The organism is Photobacterium phosphoreum (genome assembly GCF_002954725.1).
Lineage (GTDB): Bacteria > Pseudomonadota > Gammaproteobacteria > Enterobacterales > Vibrionaceae > Photobacterium > Photobacterium phosphoreum.
The window spans coordinates 1,754,504-1,770,031 of the sequence record NZ_MSCQ01000001.1; the positions used below are offsets into that span (position 1 = coordinate 1,754,504).

15 protein-coding genes and 1 riboswitch are annotated in these 15,528 nt (G+C 36.9%); of the genes, 5 read left to right on the plus strand and 10 right to left on the minus strand.

Translation table 11 applies throughout. The annotated features are described in order from the left end of the window. Nucleotides 1-9 precede the first annotated feature (9 nt). From purB to BTO21_RS07610, 3 genes are all read left to right on the plus strand, one after another. On the plus strand, nucleotides 10-1,377 hold the full coding sequence (gene purB / locus BTO21_RS07600) for an adenylosuccinate lyase (RefSeq protein WP_045027836.1): 1,368 nt from the start codon (nucleotides 10-12) through the stop codon (nucleotides 1,375-1,377). A gap of 427 nt (nucleotides 1,378-1,804) precedes the next feature. Further along, the gene (locus tag BTO21_RS07605) at nucleotides 1,805-3,379 is read left to right on the plus strand and encodes an EAL domain-containing protein (RefSeq protein ID WP_045027834.1); all 1,575 of its coding nucleotides are present in this window, start codon (nucleotides 1,805-1,807) and stop codon (nucleotides 3,377-3,379) included. Then, nucleotides 3,372-4,979 (plus strand): sensor domain-containing diguanylate cyclase, encoded by a 1,608-nt coding sequence (locus tag BTO21_RS07610; protein ID WP_170064500.1) that lies wholly within the window; start codon nucleotides 3,372-3,374, stop codon nucleotides 4,977-4,979. The genes BTO21_RS07605 and BTO21_RS07610 overlap by 8 nt, the downstream gene beginning before the upstream one ends. Nucleotides 4,980-5,018: 39 nt before the next feature. Here BTO21_RS07610 and oppF read toward each other — a convergent pair whose 3' ends face one another. From oppF to moaA, 10 genes are all read right to left on the minus strand, one after another. After that, nucleotides 5,019-6,005, minus strand: a complete 987-nt coding sequence (gene oppF, locus BTO21_RS07615) for a murein tripeptide/oligopeptide ABC transporter ATP binding protein OppF (RefSeq protein WP_045027829.1) — start codon at nucleotides 6,003-6,005, stop codon at nucleotides 5,019-5,021. A 2-nt stretch (nucleotides 6,006-6,007) separates the two neighbouring features. After that, complete coding sequence (oppD, locus tag BTO21_RS07620) at nucleotides 6,008-6,970, minus strand: ABC transporter ATP-binding protein (RefSeq protein ID WP_045027828.1); 963 nt, start codon at nucleotides 6,968-6,970, stop codon at nucleotides 6,008-6,010. 167 nt (nucleotides 6,971-7,137) lie between these two features. After that, the gene (gene oppC, locus BTO21_RS07625; protein WP_045027868.1) at nucleotides 7,138-8,049 is read right to left on the minus strand and encodes an oligopeptide ABC transporter permease OppC; all 912 of its coding nucleotides are present in this window, start codon (nucleotides 8,047-8,049) and stop codon (nucleotides 7,138-7,140) included. A 16-nt stretch (nucleotides 8,050-8,065) separates the two neighbouring features. Further along, on the minus strand, nucleotides 8,066-8,986 hold the full coding sequence (gene oppB / locus BTO21_RS07630) for an oligopeptide ABC transporter permease OppB (RefSeq protein ID WP_045027826.1): 921 nt from the start codon (nucleotides 8,984-8,986) through the stop codon (nucleotides 8,066-8,068). 79 nt (nucleotides 8,987-9,065) lie between these two features. Continuing rightward, nucleotides 9,066-10,697, minus strand: coding sequence for an ABC transporter substrate-binding protein (locus BTO21_RS07635; protein ID WP_045027821.1), 1,632 nt, complete (start codon nucleotides 10,695-10,697; stop codon nucleotides 9,066-9,068). 454 nt (nucleotides 10,698-11,151) lie between these two features. After that, nucleotides 11,152-11,304 (minus strand): hypothetical protein, encoded by a 153-nt coding sequence (locus BTO21_RS20065; RefSeq protein WP_162270869.1) that lies wholly within the window; start codon nucleotides 11,302-11,304, stop codon nucleotides 11,152-11,154. Between the two features lie 548 nt (nucleotides 11,305-11,852). Next, the gene (moaE, locus tag BTO21_RS07640; RefSeq protein ID WP_045027820.1) at nucleotides 11,853-12,296 is read right to left on the minus strand and encodes a molybdopterin synthase catalytic subunit MoaE; all 444 of its coding nucleotides are present in this window, start codon (nucleotides 12,294-12,296) and stop codon (nucleotides 11,853-11,855) included. Between the two features lies 1 nt (nucleotide 12,297). Further along, nucleotides 12,298-12,543 (minus strand): molybdopterin synthase sulfur carrier subunit, encoded by a 246-nt coding sequence (gene moaD / locus BTO21_RS07645; RefSeq protein ID WP_045027818.1) that lies wholly within the window; start codon nucleotides 12,541-12,543, stop codon nucleotides 12,298-12,300. Next, nucleotides 12,540-13,019, minus strand: a complete 480-nt coding sequence (gene moaC, locus BTO21_RS07650) for a cyclic pyranopterin monophosphate synthase MoaC (RefSeq protein WP_045027816.1) — start codon at nucleotides 13,017-13,019, stop codon at nucleotides 12,540-12,542. Before moaC ends, moaD begins: the two co-directional genes overlap by 4 nt. 91 nt (nucleotides 13,020-13,110) lie before the next feature. Then, complete coding sequence (gene moaA, locus BTO21_RS07655; protein WP_045027815.1) at nucleotides 13,111-14,100, minus strand: GTP 3',8-cyclase MoaA; 990 nt, start codon at nucleotides 14,098-14,100, stop codon at nucleotides 13,111-13,113. After that, a riboswitch (molybdenum cofactor riboswitch) is annotated at nucleotides 14,089-14,262 on the minus strand. It overlaps the preceding gene by 12 nt. 184 nt (nucleotides 14,263-14,446) lie before the next feature. On the opposite strand from moaA, the gene BTO21_RS07660 reads away from it, so the two are divergent. Both BTO21_RS07660 and BTO21_RS07665 read left to right on the plus strand, forming a co-directional pair. Beyond that, a complete protein-coding gene (locus BTO21_RS07660; protein ID WP_045027813.1) occupies nucleotides 14,447-14,674 on the plus strand; it encodes a hypothetical protein in 228 nt (75 codons plus the stop codon). Nucleotides 14,675-14,869: 195 nt separating this feature from the next. Next, nucleotides 14,870-15,448, plus strand: coding sequence for an LON peptidase substrate-binding domain-containing protein (locus tag BTO21_RS07665; RefSeq protein ID WP_065193482.1), 579 nt, complete (start codon nucleotides 14,870-14,872; stop codon nucleotides 15,446-15,448). The last annotated feature ends 80 nt before the right edge of the window (nucleotides 15,449-15,528 follow it).

Below are 15,528 nucleotides of genomic sequence, written 5' to 3' on the forward strand. Positions count from 1 at the left end.
GAGATCAACATGGAACTGTCAGCACTGACAGCTGTTTCCCCAGTAGATGGCCGCTACGGAAGCAAAACAAGCGTACTACGCAGTATTTTTAGTGAATTCGGTTTACTAAAATACCGCACTATCGTTGAGATCCGTTGGTTACAAAAATTAGCCGCTACTGATGCTATCGTGGAAGTTCCTGCATTCAGCGCAGAAGCGAATGCTTTTTTAGATCGTATTGCTAGTGAGTTTAGCGAGCAAGATGCACTTCGTATTAAAACAATCGAATGCACTACAAACCACGATGTAAAAGCAGTTGAATACTTCCTAAAAGAAAAAGTGGCAGAACTGCCTGAATTACATGCCGTAAATGAATTTATTCACTTTGCATGTACCTCAGAAGACATTAACAACCTGTCGCATGCATTAATGCTAACAGAAGCACGCAAAAACGTGATGCTACCTGAAGTGCGTAATGTTATTGATGCAATTAAAGCACTAGCAAACGAATACCGTGACATTCCAATGTTAACGCGTACTCACGGTCAGCCAGCTTCTCCATCAACAATGGGTAAAGAAATGGCAAACGTGGCGTACCGCATGGAACGTCAATATAAGCAAATCGAAAACGTTGAAATCCTTGGTAAGATCAATGGCGCGGTTGGTAACTACAACGCTCACCTATCCGCTTACCCTGATATCGACTGGCACCAATACAGTGAAGAGTTTGTGACTGCGCTAGGGATTACATTCAATCCTTACACAACACAAATTGAACCACATGATTACATCGCAGAATTATTTGATGCCTTTGCGCGTTTCAATACTATTTTGCTTGATTTCGATCGTGATGTTTGGGGTTATATTGCATTAGGTCACTTTAAGCAAAGAACAATTGCAGGCGAAATTGGTTCTTCTACCATGCCGCATAAAGTTAACCCAATCGACTTTGAAAACTCAGAAGGTAATCTTGGTCTTGCTAATGCAATCTTTAATCACCTAGCACAGAAACTTCCTGTTTCTCGTTGGCAGCGTGACCTAACAGATTCAACAGTATTACGTAACCTAGGTGTCGGTTGTGGTTATGCAATTATTGCTTATACATCAACGCTAAAAGGTATCAGCAAGCTTGAACTTAACCAAGCTGCGCTAGAAGCTGAATTAGACCGTAACTGGGAAGTGCTTGCAGAGCCAGTACAAACAGTAATGCGTCGTTACGGCATTGAAAAACCGTATGAAAAACTTAAAGAATTAACTCGTGGTAAACGTGTTGATGGTGAAGGTATGCGTACATTCATTGATGGTCTAGAATTGCCTGAACATGAAAAAGCCCGTCTTAAAACGTTAACACCAGCGAACTACATTGGTGATGCTATTAAGTTAACGGATCAGCTATAAATTGCCATCAGTATAATTTAAGCTAACAAAAAAGGACGTTATTGATTAACGTCCTTTTTTATTAACCTTTAGCTGTCAATTAATTGACGGTTTATTGACAAAACAAATAGCGCCTACTCTTATACTTTTTAACAGCAACTTAAAGATTCATTACTTATTTTGTAAATAGTCAATATTTATCATTAACATCCCATATTTTATAAAAATGCACAAGTATATAAAACAAACGACTTATTCCAAAATGGAATTATCAACCAATTTCATATTCGTTTTATTACAGATCAATATCTTACTATTATATAAAAAATGATAAATATAGTATGATTTGATTTTTTATTGTTTTCATAACTCTTCAGAAGCATCTCGAATTTATTTTTGCTATCTTAATTATGTTAATTGGCAAATATAATAGTAGAGTTATCTCATCGTGATCATTCGACGTCCTTCAATTTCATTATATAACATTACATTAGTGATGTTACTTATCACTATCGGTTTAGTGGTGTTAGCACTTACTTCGCATACTGTTGGTCGTCAACTGTTTAAATATAATCTTGAATTATTTGAGCATCAACGGACTGAGAACTATTTACAAAGCATTAAATCTACTTCTATCTTGCTTGATAACCTCCAATATCACCTTTCTTATTCTTGTGATAAAAAAGACATTTCAGAGCTCGAGCGCGCCAGCTATTACTCAGCAAATATTCGTAGTATTAGCTTGGAAACTGACTCAGGTAAAATCTGTGGTGATCACAATAATCTCAGTAAACTTTACGACCCATTAACTGAAAAAATCCCATTAAATCGCGAAGTTATTCTTGTCGCAAATGCCGATAATGATGAATCAATTCTTCAATACCGTAAAAAAGTGGTTGGCGGAATTATTACCGTTGACATAGAAAAGCAGCCCATTAATTCTTTATTATCAGATGCTTGTGATAACTGCTGGTTGCAAGTTATCGAAAATAATGGCATCTCTTTATATACCAGCGATACAAAACATGCTTCCAAGATCATATTTTCACATCCATTAGTTCAAAATAATGCCCTTAATGATATGGTTAAACCTATTTTATCAATACCATTTCATAATAAAGCATGGATAAAATATTATGTTACTCCAGAAGTAATTACTGGCTACCGTGCTCACATTAAGCCCTTTTTGCTGTTTATTTTAAGTGGTCTTATTTTTATTGTATTAGTGATGCTATATCGTCGCTATCACAGCACCAGTATTATTCAATTCTTAATACTCAATGCGATCAAACAAAAACATTTAGTGCCTTATTACCAATCTATTATTGATGCTGAAAAAGGCATAACATGCGGTTATGAAGTATTAATTCGTTGGGAAACTAAAAAAGGTAAAGTTATTCTACCTGATGAGTTTATTCCTCAATGTGAAGCTAATGGTGTTATTACACCGTTAACCTTTCAATTAATTAATACTGTTGCACGTGATATTCGTAAATTAGAGATGCAACATGGTAAAACGCTACCTTATTATTTCAGTATCAATATCAGTGCCAGTGTACTGCAAGATCCTGAGTTAATTGAGATTACACGCTCAGCCCTAGCCCATTATCATATTGCGCCACATAATATTGCTTTTGAGTTAACTGAACGCTCTCCGATTGATAATATCGAACAAGCAGAACAAAATTGTATAAAACTCAATGCAATGGGCATTCAAATTAAATTGGACGATGTCGGCAACGGGTATTGTGATTTCTTAGCATTACAAAAACTACAAGCAACAACGATTAAAATAGATAAAGTTTTCATTGATGACATTGACTCTTTGGCTGCTAATACCATCGTTCAGTCGTTAGTGGCATTTGCTGATAAAGCAGAAGTGGAAGTGATTGCAGAAGGTGTTGAAACAAAGCAGCAAGCACAAATATTGATAGATCTCGGTATTCGTTACCATCAAGGATTTTTATACAGTAAGCCAATACCGTTTTATTTATTAGCTAATGATAAGAATTTTAATGTCTAAGCCTGAAGAGCATATATTAGAAAAGCACAATTCAAAATGGAAAATTGAACATATTTTATGTAATCATAATATGATCAGACGTAGTTTAACTGTTTTTTTAAATCTACTGGCACTAATAGTAATCGTCGGATTTAGTTTACATCAAGAAATAAATGAAACACGTTTATATATAGAAGCAAACCTAAATCAAATAAAAAAAACAGCAGATTCATTAGCATATCGAAATAAACGTTATGCGAATACTGCAACAAAATCCATTGCTGATTTTAATAAGCAAAATAAACAATTACAAGTACTCGCAGATATTCATTATTACCCAAAATTAAAAGAATTTGGTTTTAATCGAGGCATTTATCCTAATAATTTGTTCAATGGCAGTTTAATAGGCCCTGGATTTCCTAATCAATTAATTCAAAAAGATACCCATTTATTTGTCGTGTTAGATGAACTATGGGCAGAACAACAAAATCATCCGATTGTATATAATTACTATTATGTTTCGCATGCTTTAAAGTACTTCTACCTATCATCTAAAATTCCAGCAAATCAATTTAATACCACCAAAGAATATTTTTTAACCGATTTTTATAATTATCAACACTCGATGTCTCAACAACTCAATAAATTACAAAAAGGGATGTATTACACTTACCCTTATATGGATTTTTTCTCTCACCAAAAAGTCATTACCATTAAATCTCCCGTTTATAGTAATAACGAAATTGTGGGTGATATTGGTGTTGATATTCCTGTAAAATCACTAATAAAATCAATCACCTTACCAAAAAAATTAAAATCTTCGCTCAACTTTTATCTTTATAATATAAACAAAAATCAAAAAATTGAAATTTATGATGGCTATAGCAGTCACCTATTGCCGCCAATTCCTGTGCATACTCATTTAAATAAGCAAACATTAATTTTTGCTGATATATCACCGTGGTTTTTTGTAAGCTTTGCGATAAAAATAACAATATTATGTATTTCTTTGTTAATTATTATCAATTATATGAATGTAGTATTAAAACGTCATAAATTTCAAAAACAACGTTATCAATTAGAAGCTTATACTGATTTACTCACTGGGTTATTTAATCGCCGAGTGATGGATACTATTATTAAAGATATCGTTACTGAAAATAATAATAAATCTCAACCCACGGCAATAATTATATTTGATGCTAATGATTTTAAAATAATTAATGATACCTATGGTCATAACATTGGTGACTTAGCATTAAAGCATATATCATCAACTATTAATGATATGACACGAGATAGTGATCTTTGTATTCGGCTCGGTGGGGATGAATTTTGTATCGTTTTACCTAATGCTAATTTAGAACAGGCATTAGTAATGGCAGATCGCTTAGAATTGGCTATTTTTAGTGGATACTTTTGTCATTACAATATTAAAATATCAATTTCAACAGGCTGTACTGTTATTGAAAAAAACGAAACGTTACATAATGCCTTAGTACGTGCCGATAAAATATTATATCGCAATAAAAAAAATAAAGCCGAAAATAAAAAAGCGTTACAACGGCAATTAAATAATTATATTTTCAAATCTCCACCAAAATTCCCTAAAGAAGAATAACACCCAGTTAATCACTGAGCGTTATTCATATATTAAAAATTAAGCTTCTAGGCATGCGACCACATGCTGATAAGTACCTTGCAGTTGTGGTTTTTTCTCAGCACAAATAGCAACCGCTTTAGGGCAACGAGTACGAAAAACACAGCCCGATGGCGGGTTCATCGGTGACGGTAAATCGCCTTCTAACAGCTCAATATGTTTATTACGCTCTAACTGTGGATCAGGGATCGGCACCGCCGACATTAAGGCCTTAGTATAAGGATGCTGAGGGTTAGCAAACAGAGCTTTACTGTCTCCCATCTCAACCGCATTACCTAGATACATTACCAATACTCGATCAGAAATATGTTTAACAACCGACAAATCATGGGCGATAAATATTAAACTTAGTCCCATTTCTTTTTGCAACGACTTAAGTAAATTCACCACTTGCGCTTGAATAGAAACATCAAGAGCTGATACTGGCTCATCACAAATAATCATTTTAGGCTTTAAAATCAACGCACGTGCAATACCAATTCGTTGACATTGTCCGCCAGAAAATTCATGAGGATAACGATTGATTACGTTCGGTAATAGTCCGACTTTTGTCATCATTGCTTGTACTTGTTGTTTGATTTCTTCGGCTGATAATTGGCTGTAAAATGCTTTTAATGGCTCTGCAATAATTTCGCCAACGGTCATACGTGGATTTAATGATGCTAATGGATCTTGAAAAATCATCTGAATCTGTTTGCGAGTTTCACGTCGAGCGCTGTGATTAAGCTTGGTCAGATCTTGTCCTAGCCATACCACTTGCCCTTCAGTCGCTTCTACTAAGCCAATAATGGCACGTGCAAAGGTCGATTTACCACAGCCAGATTCACCCACAACACCTAAGGTTTCACCTTCATACACACACACATTAATCCCATCAACCGCTTTTAATTTTGAAGGTTGACTCCAAGGCCATGCTGATTTAGACGCAATATTAAAATGTACTTTAAGGTTGGTAATATCCAATAATAATTTCTTTTCCGTCTTCATTACTATGCTCCCATATCAGCAAAACAAGCACGTAATCTATCTTGTGCAAACGGCATTAATAGTGGTGATTCTTGTTTACAGCGCGACAATACTCGATGGCAACGCTCTTGATACGGACAGCCAACAGGCAAACGTAATAAGTTCGGTGGATTACCTGGAATCGTTGGTAGATCTTCACCTTCGGTATCTAAACGTGGTATCGCACGTAGTAATCCCTCGGTATATGGATGGCTAGGACGATAAAAAATATCATTAATATCGCCGTATTCCATCGTTCGTCCAGCGTACATCACTAGCACTTTGTCACAACTACCTGCCACTACACCAAGATCGTGGGTGATCATAATGATCGAAGTATTAAAGTCAGATTTAAGATCATTTAATAACGTCATGATCTGCGCTTGTACCGTCACATCAAGTGCCGTTGTTGGTTCATCTGCAATTAACAACTTTGGTCGACATAGTAATGCCATTGCTATCATCACTCGTTGACGCATACCGCCTGAAAACTCATGCGGATACATGCTAATACGTTGACGAGCTTCTGGAATTTTAACCGCATCTAACATTCTTACTGATTCTTCAAAAGCTTGAGATCGACTCATGCCTTTGTGTAACATTAGCACTTCCATCAGTTGCTCACTGACTTTCATATACGGGTTTAATGACGTCATTGGATCTTGGAAAATCATCGCTATTTGTTCAGCACGAATGCGATTTAATTCTTTTTCAGATAAATTTAAAATCTCACGGCCTTCAAATTTAGCGCTACCACTAATAATGCCGTTCTTAGCCAATAACCCCATGATTGCAAATACGGTTTGGCTTTTACCTGAGCCAGATTCACCAACGATACCTAAAGTTTGACCTTGTTCTAGCGAAAAATTAAGATCATTGACCGCTGTAACATTGCCATCTGGTGTGGTGAATTCAACCCGTAAGTCTTTAACTTCTAACAAACTCATACTACTTCCTTGTGATCAACAATAAGCACCGTACATTCGCTTCGGTTATTATTTATTATCCAGTGAATGATGTTGGCGATAACCACTTTATTCATCTAACTGTAGTGATCAATAAAAAGTGATCAATAAAAACGGCACTGATCAATAAAATGGATCGCGGCTTATTTCTATCTATCTTTAGGATCTAACGCATCACGTAGACCATCACCGACATAGTTAAAACAGAACAATGTGATCATCATAAATCCAGCAGGAAACAATAACTGCCAAATAGCCACTTCCATCGTTTGTGAGCCTTCATTCAATAATGCTCCCCAACTTGTCATTGGTTCTTGTACTCCAAGCCCAAGGAAACTTAAGAAGGATTCAGTTAAGATCATCGCGGGTACTAACAAGGTTGAATAAACAGCAACAATACCTAACACGTTTGGCACAATATGACGGGTAATGATCCGCCAGCGGCTAACACCACTAACATGGGCTGCTTCAATGAACTCTTTACCTCGTAACGACAAGGTTTGACCACGAACAATACGTGCCATATCCAGCCACGAAATAGCCCCGATAGCGATAAAGATCAGCATGATATTACGACCAAAAAAGGTCACTAATACGATCACAAAAAACATAAACGGAATCGAATACAAAATTTCTAATATTCGCATCATGACCCGATCCGTTTTACCTCCAATAAAACCCGAAGCCGCGCCATAAAGTGTACCAATGACCACTGCCACTAAAGCACCTAATAAACCAACCATCAATGAGATTCGACCGCCGACTAATGTGCGCGTATAAAGATCGCGCCCTAGACTATCGGTACCAAAGAAATGCCCTTCTGCCCCTAATGATGGCGCGGCATGTAACGCATACCAATCAGTATCATCAAACGCATATTGGCTCACCATAGGTCCAAAAATAACCGCCAGTGTAATTAGTCCTAAAATAACGAGTGACACCATCGCTGCTTTATTACGGAAAAAACGTGAGCGCGCATCTTGCCATAAACTACGACCTTCTATTTCAAGGCTTTCTGAAAATTTCTCCAGCGCTTCAATATTATCTTTTTTTGTTAAAATCATAATTATCAGCCTCTTAGTAACGAATTTTAGGATCGATCATCGCTAACACAATATCGACAATAGCATTGAAGATAATCGTTAATGAGCCAATCAAAATCGTAATACCAAGCACTAACGAGTAATCACGATTAAAAGCAGCATTGACAAACAACTTACCGATACCGGGCAGACCAAAAATAGTTTCAATCACAACAGAGCCCGTAATAATGCCGACAAAAGCAGGTCCCATGTATGACACCACAGGCAACAATGCCGGGCGTAAAGCATGCTTTAATATAATATGTCGGTAGCTCAATCCCTTAGCACGAGCAGTACGAATAAAGTTACTGTTTAAGGTTTCAATCATGCTGCCACGGGTAATACGCGCAAAGGTAGCGACATACAGTAATGCCATCCCTAGCATTGGCAGAATAACAAACTTGAACGATCCATCTTGCCAGCCACCAGCAGGTAGCCACTGTAAATTAATGGCGAAGATATAAATCAATACAGGGGCGAGAATAAAGGATGGCATCACCACCCCCGCCATCGCAGTGGACATGATGGTGTAATCAAGCCACGTGTTTTGTTTTAATGCGGCAATGGTGCCGACAGTCACCCCCATCACCAATGCAAAAATAAACGCAAAAAAACCAATTTTGGCAGAGACGGGTAAGGCTTTAGAGACTAATTCGTTAACTGTAAAATCTTTATATTTAAATGAAGGCCCAAAATCCCCTTGAACAATATTGCCTAAATAGGTGATGTATTGTTCAGAAACAGGTTTGTCTAAACCATATTTTGCTTCAATATTGGCAAGAACTTCCGGTGGTAAAGGGCGGTCTGAGGTAAAAGGGCTACCAGGGGCGAAGCGCATCAAAAAAAATGAGATAGTGATCAATACCAAAAGTGTCGGTATTGCTTCTAAAATCCTTTTAGCAATGAATTTAATCATATAAAGCTACCGTATTTACTGTGCATGCGGGCGCTGCCTTCATAGTAGAAGGCAGCTAATTATTATTATGAAAAGCGTACTATTTAGCGATGAAGTACATATCTTTAGAGTAGATATTATCTTCTGCATTCTTCATTGGGTAACCACCTAATTGAGGGTTAACCAATCGCGCATTAACATAGTGATAGATAGGCATAATTGGCATATCTTGCGCTAAACTTGCTTCTGCTCGTTTATAATCGGCTGCACGATCTGCCGCTGTTGGGGCAAGAATGGCATCCTCAATCGCTTTGTCATAATCAGCACTAGCATATTTAGGGTAGTTCTGTGAGTGACCAGTGCGCATAATCGCTAAGAACGTTGAGGCTTCATTATAATCACCACACCAACCTGCACGAGACACATCAAAGTTACCTTGGCGCTTACTGTCTAAATAACTTTTCCACTCTTGGTTTTCTAATTGTGCTTCAACACCCAAACTTTTTTTCCACATTGATGCAATCGCAACCGCTATCTTTTTATGGTTTTCAGAGGTGTTGTACAACACTTTAAATGTCAGCGGATTATTCTGGTTATACCCAGCCGCTTCTAATAATGCTTTAGCTTTTTCTAAACGTTGTTTTTGATTTAATTTAGCGTAATCAGGCATTTCAACTTCAAGTCCGTTAGTTGCTAACGGCGTAAAGTTATACGCAGGCGTTTCACCTTTACCGACAATAAATTTCGCTAATACGTCACGATCGATAGCATAAGATAACGCTTTACGTACATCGCTATTATCAAACGGTTTACGTGCCGTATTAAACTCATAATAGTAAGAGCATAAATAAGGGGTTACTTTGACATCTTGCGGATAATCTTTGGTTAAACGCTTGAAATGTTCATTAGGCATTTCATACGTCATATCCACTTCACCAGCAAGAAAACGATTCATTGCAGCAACTTGGTTTTCAATCGGTAAGAATGTCACTTGATTGATCACTGTCGCTTTATTATTCCAGTAATTATTATTACGGGTTAATACAATACGTTCGTTCACAACCCAGTTATCAAGCTGATACGCACCGTTAGATACGTAATTGCCAACTTTAGTCCATTGATCACCAAACTTTTCAACAGCATTTTTATTAACAGGCTTCATTGAGGTATGTACAAGCATTGACGCAAAATAAGATAATGGCTTATCCAATATTACTTTTAATGTATGTGCATCAACGGCTTCAACACCTAATGTCTCAGGGGATTTTTTACCTGCAATAATATCTGTGGCATTTAACATGGTGGTCATATCAAGGTATGACGCATAAGGTGACGCTGTTTTTGGATCAGCTAGACGACGCCATGTATAAACGAAATCATCAGCGGTTACCGCATCACCATTCGACCACTTAGCATCATCACGTAGATGAAAAATCCACGTTTTGTTATCTGTCGTTTGCCATGATTTAGCAACACCAGCGACCAAGTTGCCTTCAGCATCTTGATTAACTAAGCCTTCAAGTAAATCACGAATAACATTAGATTCAGGTACACCAGATACTTTTTGCGGATCAAGCGATTCTGGCTCAGTGCCATTCGCACGTACTAATTCTTGTTTATCCGCTAATTTAATATCAGTGGGAACTTGTGCTGCAAAAGTTGAAAAAGAAGGAAGAGCAACAACGAGGCCTGCACCAAGTAACAAAGCTTGGGTAATTTTATTTTTATACATGTATTAACTCCAATACATCAATTATAACGTCCATGACATTCTCAGCAGGTCATATTAATTAATAACAAAATAGTAATTCTCTATCCTAGAGAACAACTACCAAACCGAAGAATTATCTAAAACATTAACAGGAGTTATATTAATTAGCCACAAACAGACAAATGAAACACATTTAATACCAAACATTTACTTAACAACACGTAACATTGACTAGATAAATGTTACATTTATAGGTTTTTACACCTATCATTGGTAAGGTTAAAGATATTAATATTATCAAAATGAGCTCATTATTACTTTTTTATGGTTATAATTTGTACATCAATCCTAAATTAGAATATAAAACCAATAAAACGCCTCACAACTAACCATAATGGAAACAATAACATTACAAATTAGACACAAAAAAAGGCACTACCTAAGTAATGCCCTTCTATATAATACTGCATAATGTTTACTTACTTTCGCTATCCAGTTTAATAAGCTGCTTGTCTTGACTCACCGCTTGCTCTTTTTGTTCCAGTAATAGCTGATCTTCATTGTCATGATGATGATTATCATTAACACCAATATCCGCCATCATCTGTTTGACTCTTTTACAAGACATTCGTTTATGCATTATCAACTTCTCCGCTGTTAAATGATGCCAGCAGACCTTTACTACTACTTCAACTACTTGGCCTTATACTAGCTAAATAATATCTTTCTAAATCTTCACCTTATAAATATGGCACATCAATCATGATCTTACCGCTTCATTCACTGTATTTTTGCGTATTAATAACAAAAGGATCTTAAAACAGTAACAGATAGATTATTTTATCTAACAACATCATAAGCTGGTAAAGATCCTATAAATTAGCTAATAAGCCCGCTACTATTTATCCACTAAGAAATATATCCTGCACCACCCTAAAATTCTTAGTAATACCTCTGTCATTTCATACGGTGAGAATAAGAGTAAAATTATGAGACCTACAGGCTGCATTTCACGACCAAGTCCATCCCGTTTTCGTACAAGTTACGTACCTACAACAACCGCCAATAAAGATAAGAATAAAAATAAGAAATAATATTTATCGTTAACCGTTATCGATAACAAAGCATAAAAAAAAGGAGCTAAAATTAGCTCCTTTTTTATATATCAAATTGTTATCACGACCATCTATCAGCAGCAGAATTATCAGTTTCACGCGCATCGACCCAGCGACTTTCTGATGGCGTTTGTTCTTTCTTCCAAAACGGTGCTTTGGTTTTTAAGTAATCCATAATAAATTCACAGGCTTCAAATGCAGCACCACGATGAGCACTTGTTACACCAACAAAAACTATTTGATCACCTAAATCAAGATCACCCACACGGTGAATAACACGTGTTTGTAATAACGGCCAACGGCTACGCGCTTGCACAATAATGTCTTGCAGCGCTTTTTCTGTCATACCAGGATAATGCTCTAACGATAAACCTGTTACTGCATCACCTTGGTTAAAATCACGTACTTTACCAATAAACGTTACTACTGCACCCGCTTCATTACCTTCAGCAAGTTTGGTGTATTCATCAGCAACAGAAAAATCCTCATGTTGAACTGAAATCATATTAACCCCCAGTAACGGGTGGGAAGAAAGCGACTTCATCACCATCTTTAATCGCAGTATCTAAGTGACAAATTGTTTGATTAACCGCAACCAATAATTTGCCTGACTCTAACGCTAACTGCCATTTATCACCACGGCTTAACAAGGCTTGACGTAAATCATCAGCGGTTGCAAATTCCGCTGCAACCTCAATCTTATCAATACCTACTAACTCTTTAATTTGAGCGAAAAACAATACATTAATCATGCTTCTGCCTTAAAGTGACCTGATTTTCCGCCCGTTTTTTCAAGTAAGCGTACTTGACTAATAACCATGTCTTTTTGAACCGCTTTACACATATCGTAAATGGTTAACGCCGCAACAGATGCCGCTGTTAATGCTTCCATTTCAACGCCCGTTTTACCAGCAAGCTTACAGCAAGATTCAATACGAACTTTATTCTCAGCAGGTATCGCTTGCAACTGAACTTCAACTTTCGTCAGTAATAATGGGTGACATAATGGAATTAAATCCCATGTTTTCTTGGCTGCTTGAATACCCGCAATACGTGCTGTCGCAAACACGTCACCCTTATGATGCTGACCTGAAACAATCAATGCTAATGTTGCGGGTGCCATGTGTACAAAGGCTTCTGCGCGCGCTTCTCGTACTGTTTCAGCTTTTGCCGAAACATCAACCATGTTAGCTTCACCTGAAGCATTAATATGGGTAAACTGATTCATTTTATATTCCCAATAAAAGCAATAACTTAAACACAATCAAAATGCTTATCTCGATTGCTTATTTATTATTTATTATCATTCTTCGTACTATTTAGCCGCCAATAGATGCAAGGTTTGGCGTCATGCCCGTTTTACCTTCATCGAGGAAGTGGCTGACCGCTTTTGTGTTTAAACTGGTTTGAATACGCTCAATGAGTTGTGGCTGCTGGCTATCATCTGCCAACAAATCGCGTAACTCGACACCATCTTCACCAAATAGACACAGGTGTAATTTACCTTTGGCTGAAATACGAAGACGATTACAGCTTTCACAAAAATTCTTTTCATATGGCATGATAAGGCCAATTTCACCAATATAATCAGGGTGATAAAAAACTTGTGCCGGGCCATCATTATTATCTTTAACTTTCAATAACCATCCATTCGCAATGAGATGATTACGAATACTCACACCTGAAACATGATGTTTACTAAAAAGACTGTCCATTTCACCAGTTTGCATTAACTCGATAAAACGTAATTGAATCGGGCGAGTTTTGATCCATTCTAAAAACTTCGGCAGTTCTTGAGAATTAAGATCTTTCAGTAATACGGTATTAATTTTAACTTGCTCAAATCCAGCATCAAAAGCCGCATCAATGCCTTCCATTACCTGATGAAACATATTTTCACCGGTAATTTGGTAAAACATTTTAGGATCTAAACTATCAACACTGACATTAATGTGTGTGAGCCCTGCCTGACGCCATTCATGGACATGTTTCGCCATACGGTAGCCATTAGTGGTCGTCGCCACCTTAGTGATGCCTGGTTGGCTCGCTACGGTACGAATAATATCAGTAAAATCACGACGCAAACTAGGCTCTCCGCCAGTTATACGTACTTTGGTTGTACCACAATCAGCAAAAGCTGCTGTCACTCGATGAATTTCATCCAAGGTTAAAAAAGAAGGTTTCTTCTTATCCGTCGGTTGATAACCATCAGGCAGGCAGTAAGTACATTTAAAGTTACACACATCGGTAACTGAGAGTCGTAAATAATAAAATTTACGATGAAAACTATCTTCTAATTGTTTAGCCACGGAACACCTTTCCAAATGCGGGAGGCCAGTTCATTTCTAAACCAACCCTGGTGACATTATGTCACTGGCGTTAATCACTTATTGACTCTTGATTATTCTTTTATGAATCAATCAAACAGCGCGTAGCAACTTAGTGAAAAAAGCTCGGAGTTATGGCAGTTATGCACATCAGTCGTTGATGAACTATTAATGTTACACAACGGCATGTCTTATTTAAAAGTATCAGAGTTTTTCGAAAATTGACAAATAACTGAAAAAAACAGGCTGACATTCTACCTTTCGAGCTGAAACACGACAATACTAGTTAGGTATTTAACGCTAAAATGATGTCAATAGTGGAGGATTTATGTCCAATATAATCGAATCAGCAACACTGGATGATATTGCTCTTTATCTACAACGAGAAGAAAGTCTTGATTCGGATTCTGCGCATACGGCTGCTCAACAGGTACTCGGTAATTTTATCGAAATGCGTAATAAAGGATTAATTAAAGGTTGGTATTTTGATGATTTTGGCCACTTAGAATTATTGCCAACCGACAGTATTCAATTATGGATTGATCAAACGAAGTGAAGTCACTAGGCATAATGGTTTTTATTTTGCGCGTAAATATGACCGAGTAGTCATGATTTCTCAACAAGAATAATCAAACCGTGATTGTTTATTTATTTAAAATCAGTCAGTTGATTTATTAATAACGTTTTAGTTCGACTTCGGCACCAGACTTGCTTGTCTACAAAAGAAGACATCTCAAACAATAGTGTCATCATGACTACTCTAAATATGCCTTTATTATTTCAAAAACGCCATATTCTGCCTACGGGACGGATGCAACTCCATTTATCTTCAATTACACATACCGCAATATTAAAAGCTATTTTATCATCAAAGATTGGCATCGGTATTTGTATGGTTAGCAATAAATCGTCACAACAACAGATATACGACATTGGTACCCGCGTTACGATTGAGGACTTTAACAAAAAACCAAACAACCACTTGATTAAATTAAATATTTACGGACAAGAACTGTTTAAAATTACAACTATTGAAGAATGTGATAATGATATTATATGGGGAAAATGCCAACAACTTCCTCAATGGCCTGTGCATCGTATCGCCACAGAACAGCAATTACTCGCGGTACGATTAAAAGTCATGTTTAACAAACATCCCGATTTAAAAAAGTTACACTACCAACATGAATTTAATAATTTAAGCTGGTTGTGCCAGCGCTGGCTTGAAATATTACCAGTACCCGCCCAAGAAAAACAAATTTTACTCAATCATCCTGATTGTCTTCATGCCTGTGATTACTTAATGAGCATGATTCAAACCCATCATTAACTCACCCCATCGCTAATATTTCTCATATTAAAATGAACATAAACCAATAAATGCACTAATCCATATCATTTGTTAAAATA

What these genes read in the sequence shown, in the direction of transcription:
- oppD (WP_045027828.1), bottom strand. Translation starts at nt 6,970, where the DNA reads ATGAGTTTGTTAGAAGTTAAAGACTTACGGGTTGAATTCACCACACCA.
- moaD (WP_045027818.1), bottom strand. Translation starts at nt 12,543, where the DNA reads ATGATTAATGTATTGTTTTTCGCTCAAATTAAAGAGTTAGTAGGTATT.
- purB (WP_045027836.1), top strand. Translation starts at nt 10, where the DNA reads ATGGAACTGTCAGCACTGACAGCTGTTTCCCCAGTAGATGGCCGCTAC.
- moaE (WP_045027820.1), bottom strand. Translation starts at nt 12,296, where the DNA reads ATGATTTCAGTTCAACATGAGGATTTTTCTGTTGCTGATGAATACACC.
- BTO21_RS07610 (WP_170064500.1), top strand. Translation starts at nt 3,372, where the DNA reads ATGTCTAAGCCTGAAGAGCATATATTAGAAAAGCACAATTCAAAATGG.
- BTO21_RS07635 (WP_045027821.1), bottom strand. Translation starts at nt 10,697, where the DNA reads ATGTATAAAAATAAAATTACCCAAGCTTTGTTACTTGGTGCAGGCCTC.
- BTO21_RS20065 (WP_162270869.1), bottom strand. Translation starts at nt 11,304, where the DNA reads ATGTCTTGTAAAAGAGTCAAACAGATGATGGCGGATATTGGTGTTAAT.
- oppB (WP_045027826.1), bottom strand. Translation starts at nt 8,986, where the DNA reads ATGATTAAATTCATTGCTAAAAGGATTTTAGAAGCAATACCGACACTT.
- BTO21_RS07660 (WP_045027813.1), top strand. Translation starts at nt 14,447, where the DNA reads ATGTCCAATATAATCGAATCAGCAACACTGGATGATATTGCTCTTTAT.
- oppF (WP_045027829.1), bottom strand. Translation starts at nt 6,005, where the DNA reads ATGAAGACGGAAAAGAAATTATTATTGGATATTACCAACCTTAAAGTA.
- moaC (WP_045027816.1), bottom strand. Translation starts at nt 13,019, where the DNA reads ATGAATCAGTTTACCCATATTAATGCTTCAGGTGAAGCTAACATGGTT.
- BTO21_RS07665 (WP_065193482.1), top strand. Translation starts at nt 14,870, where the DNA reads ATGACTACTCTAAATATGCCTTTATTATTTCAAAAACGCCATATTCTG.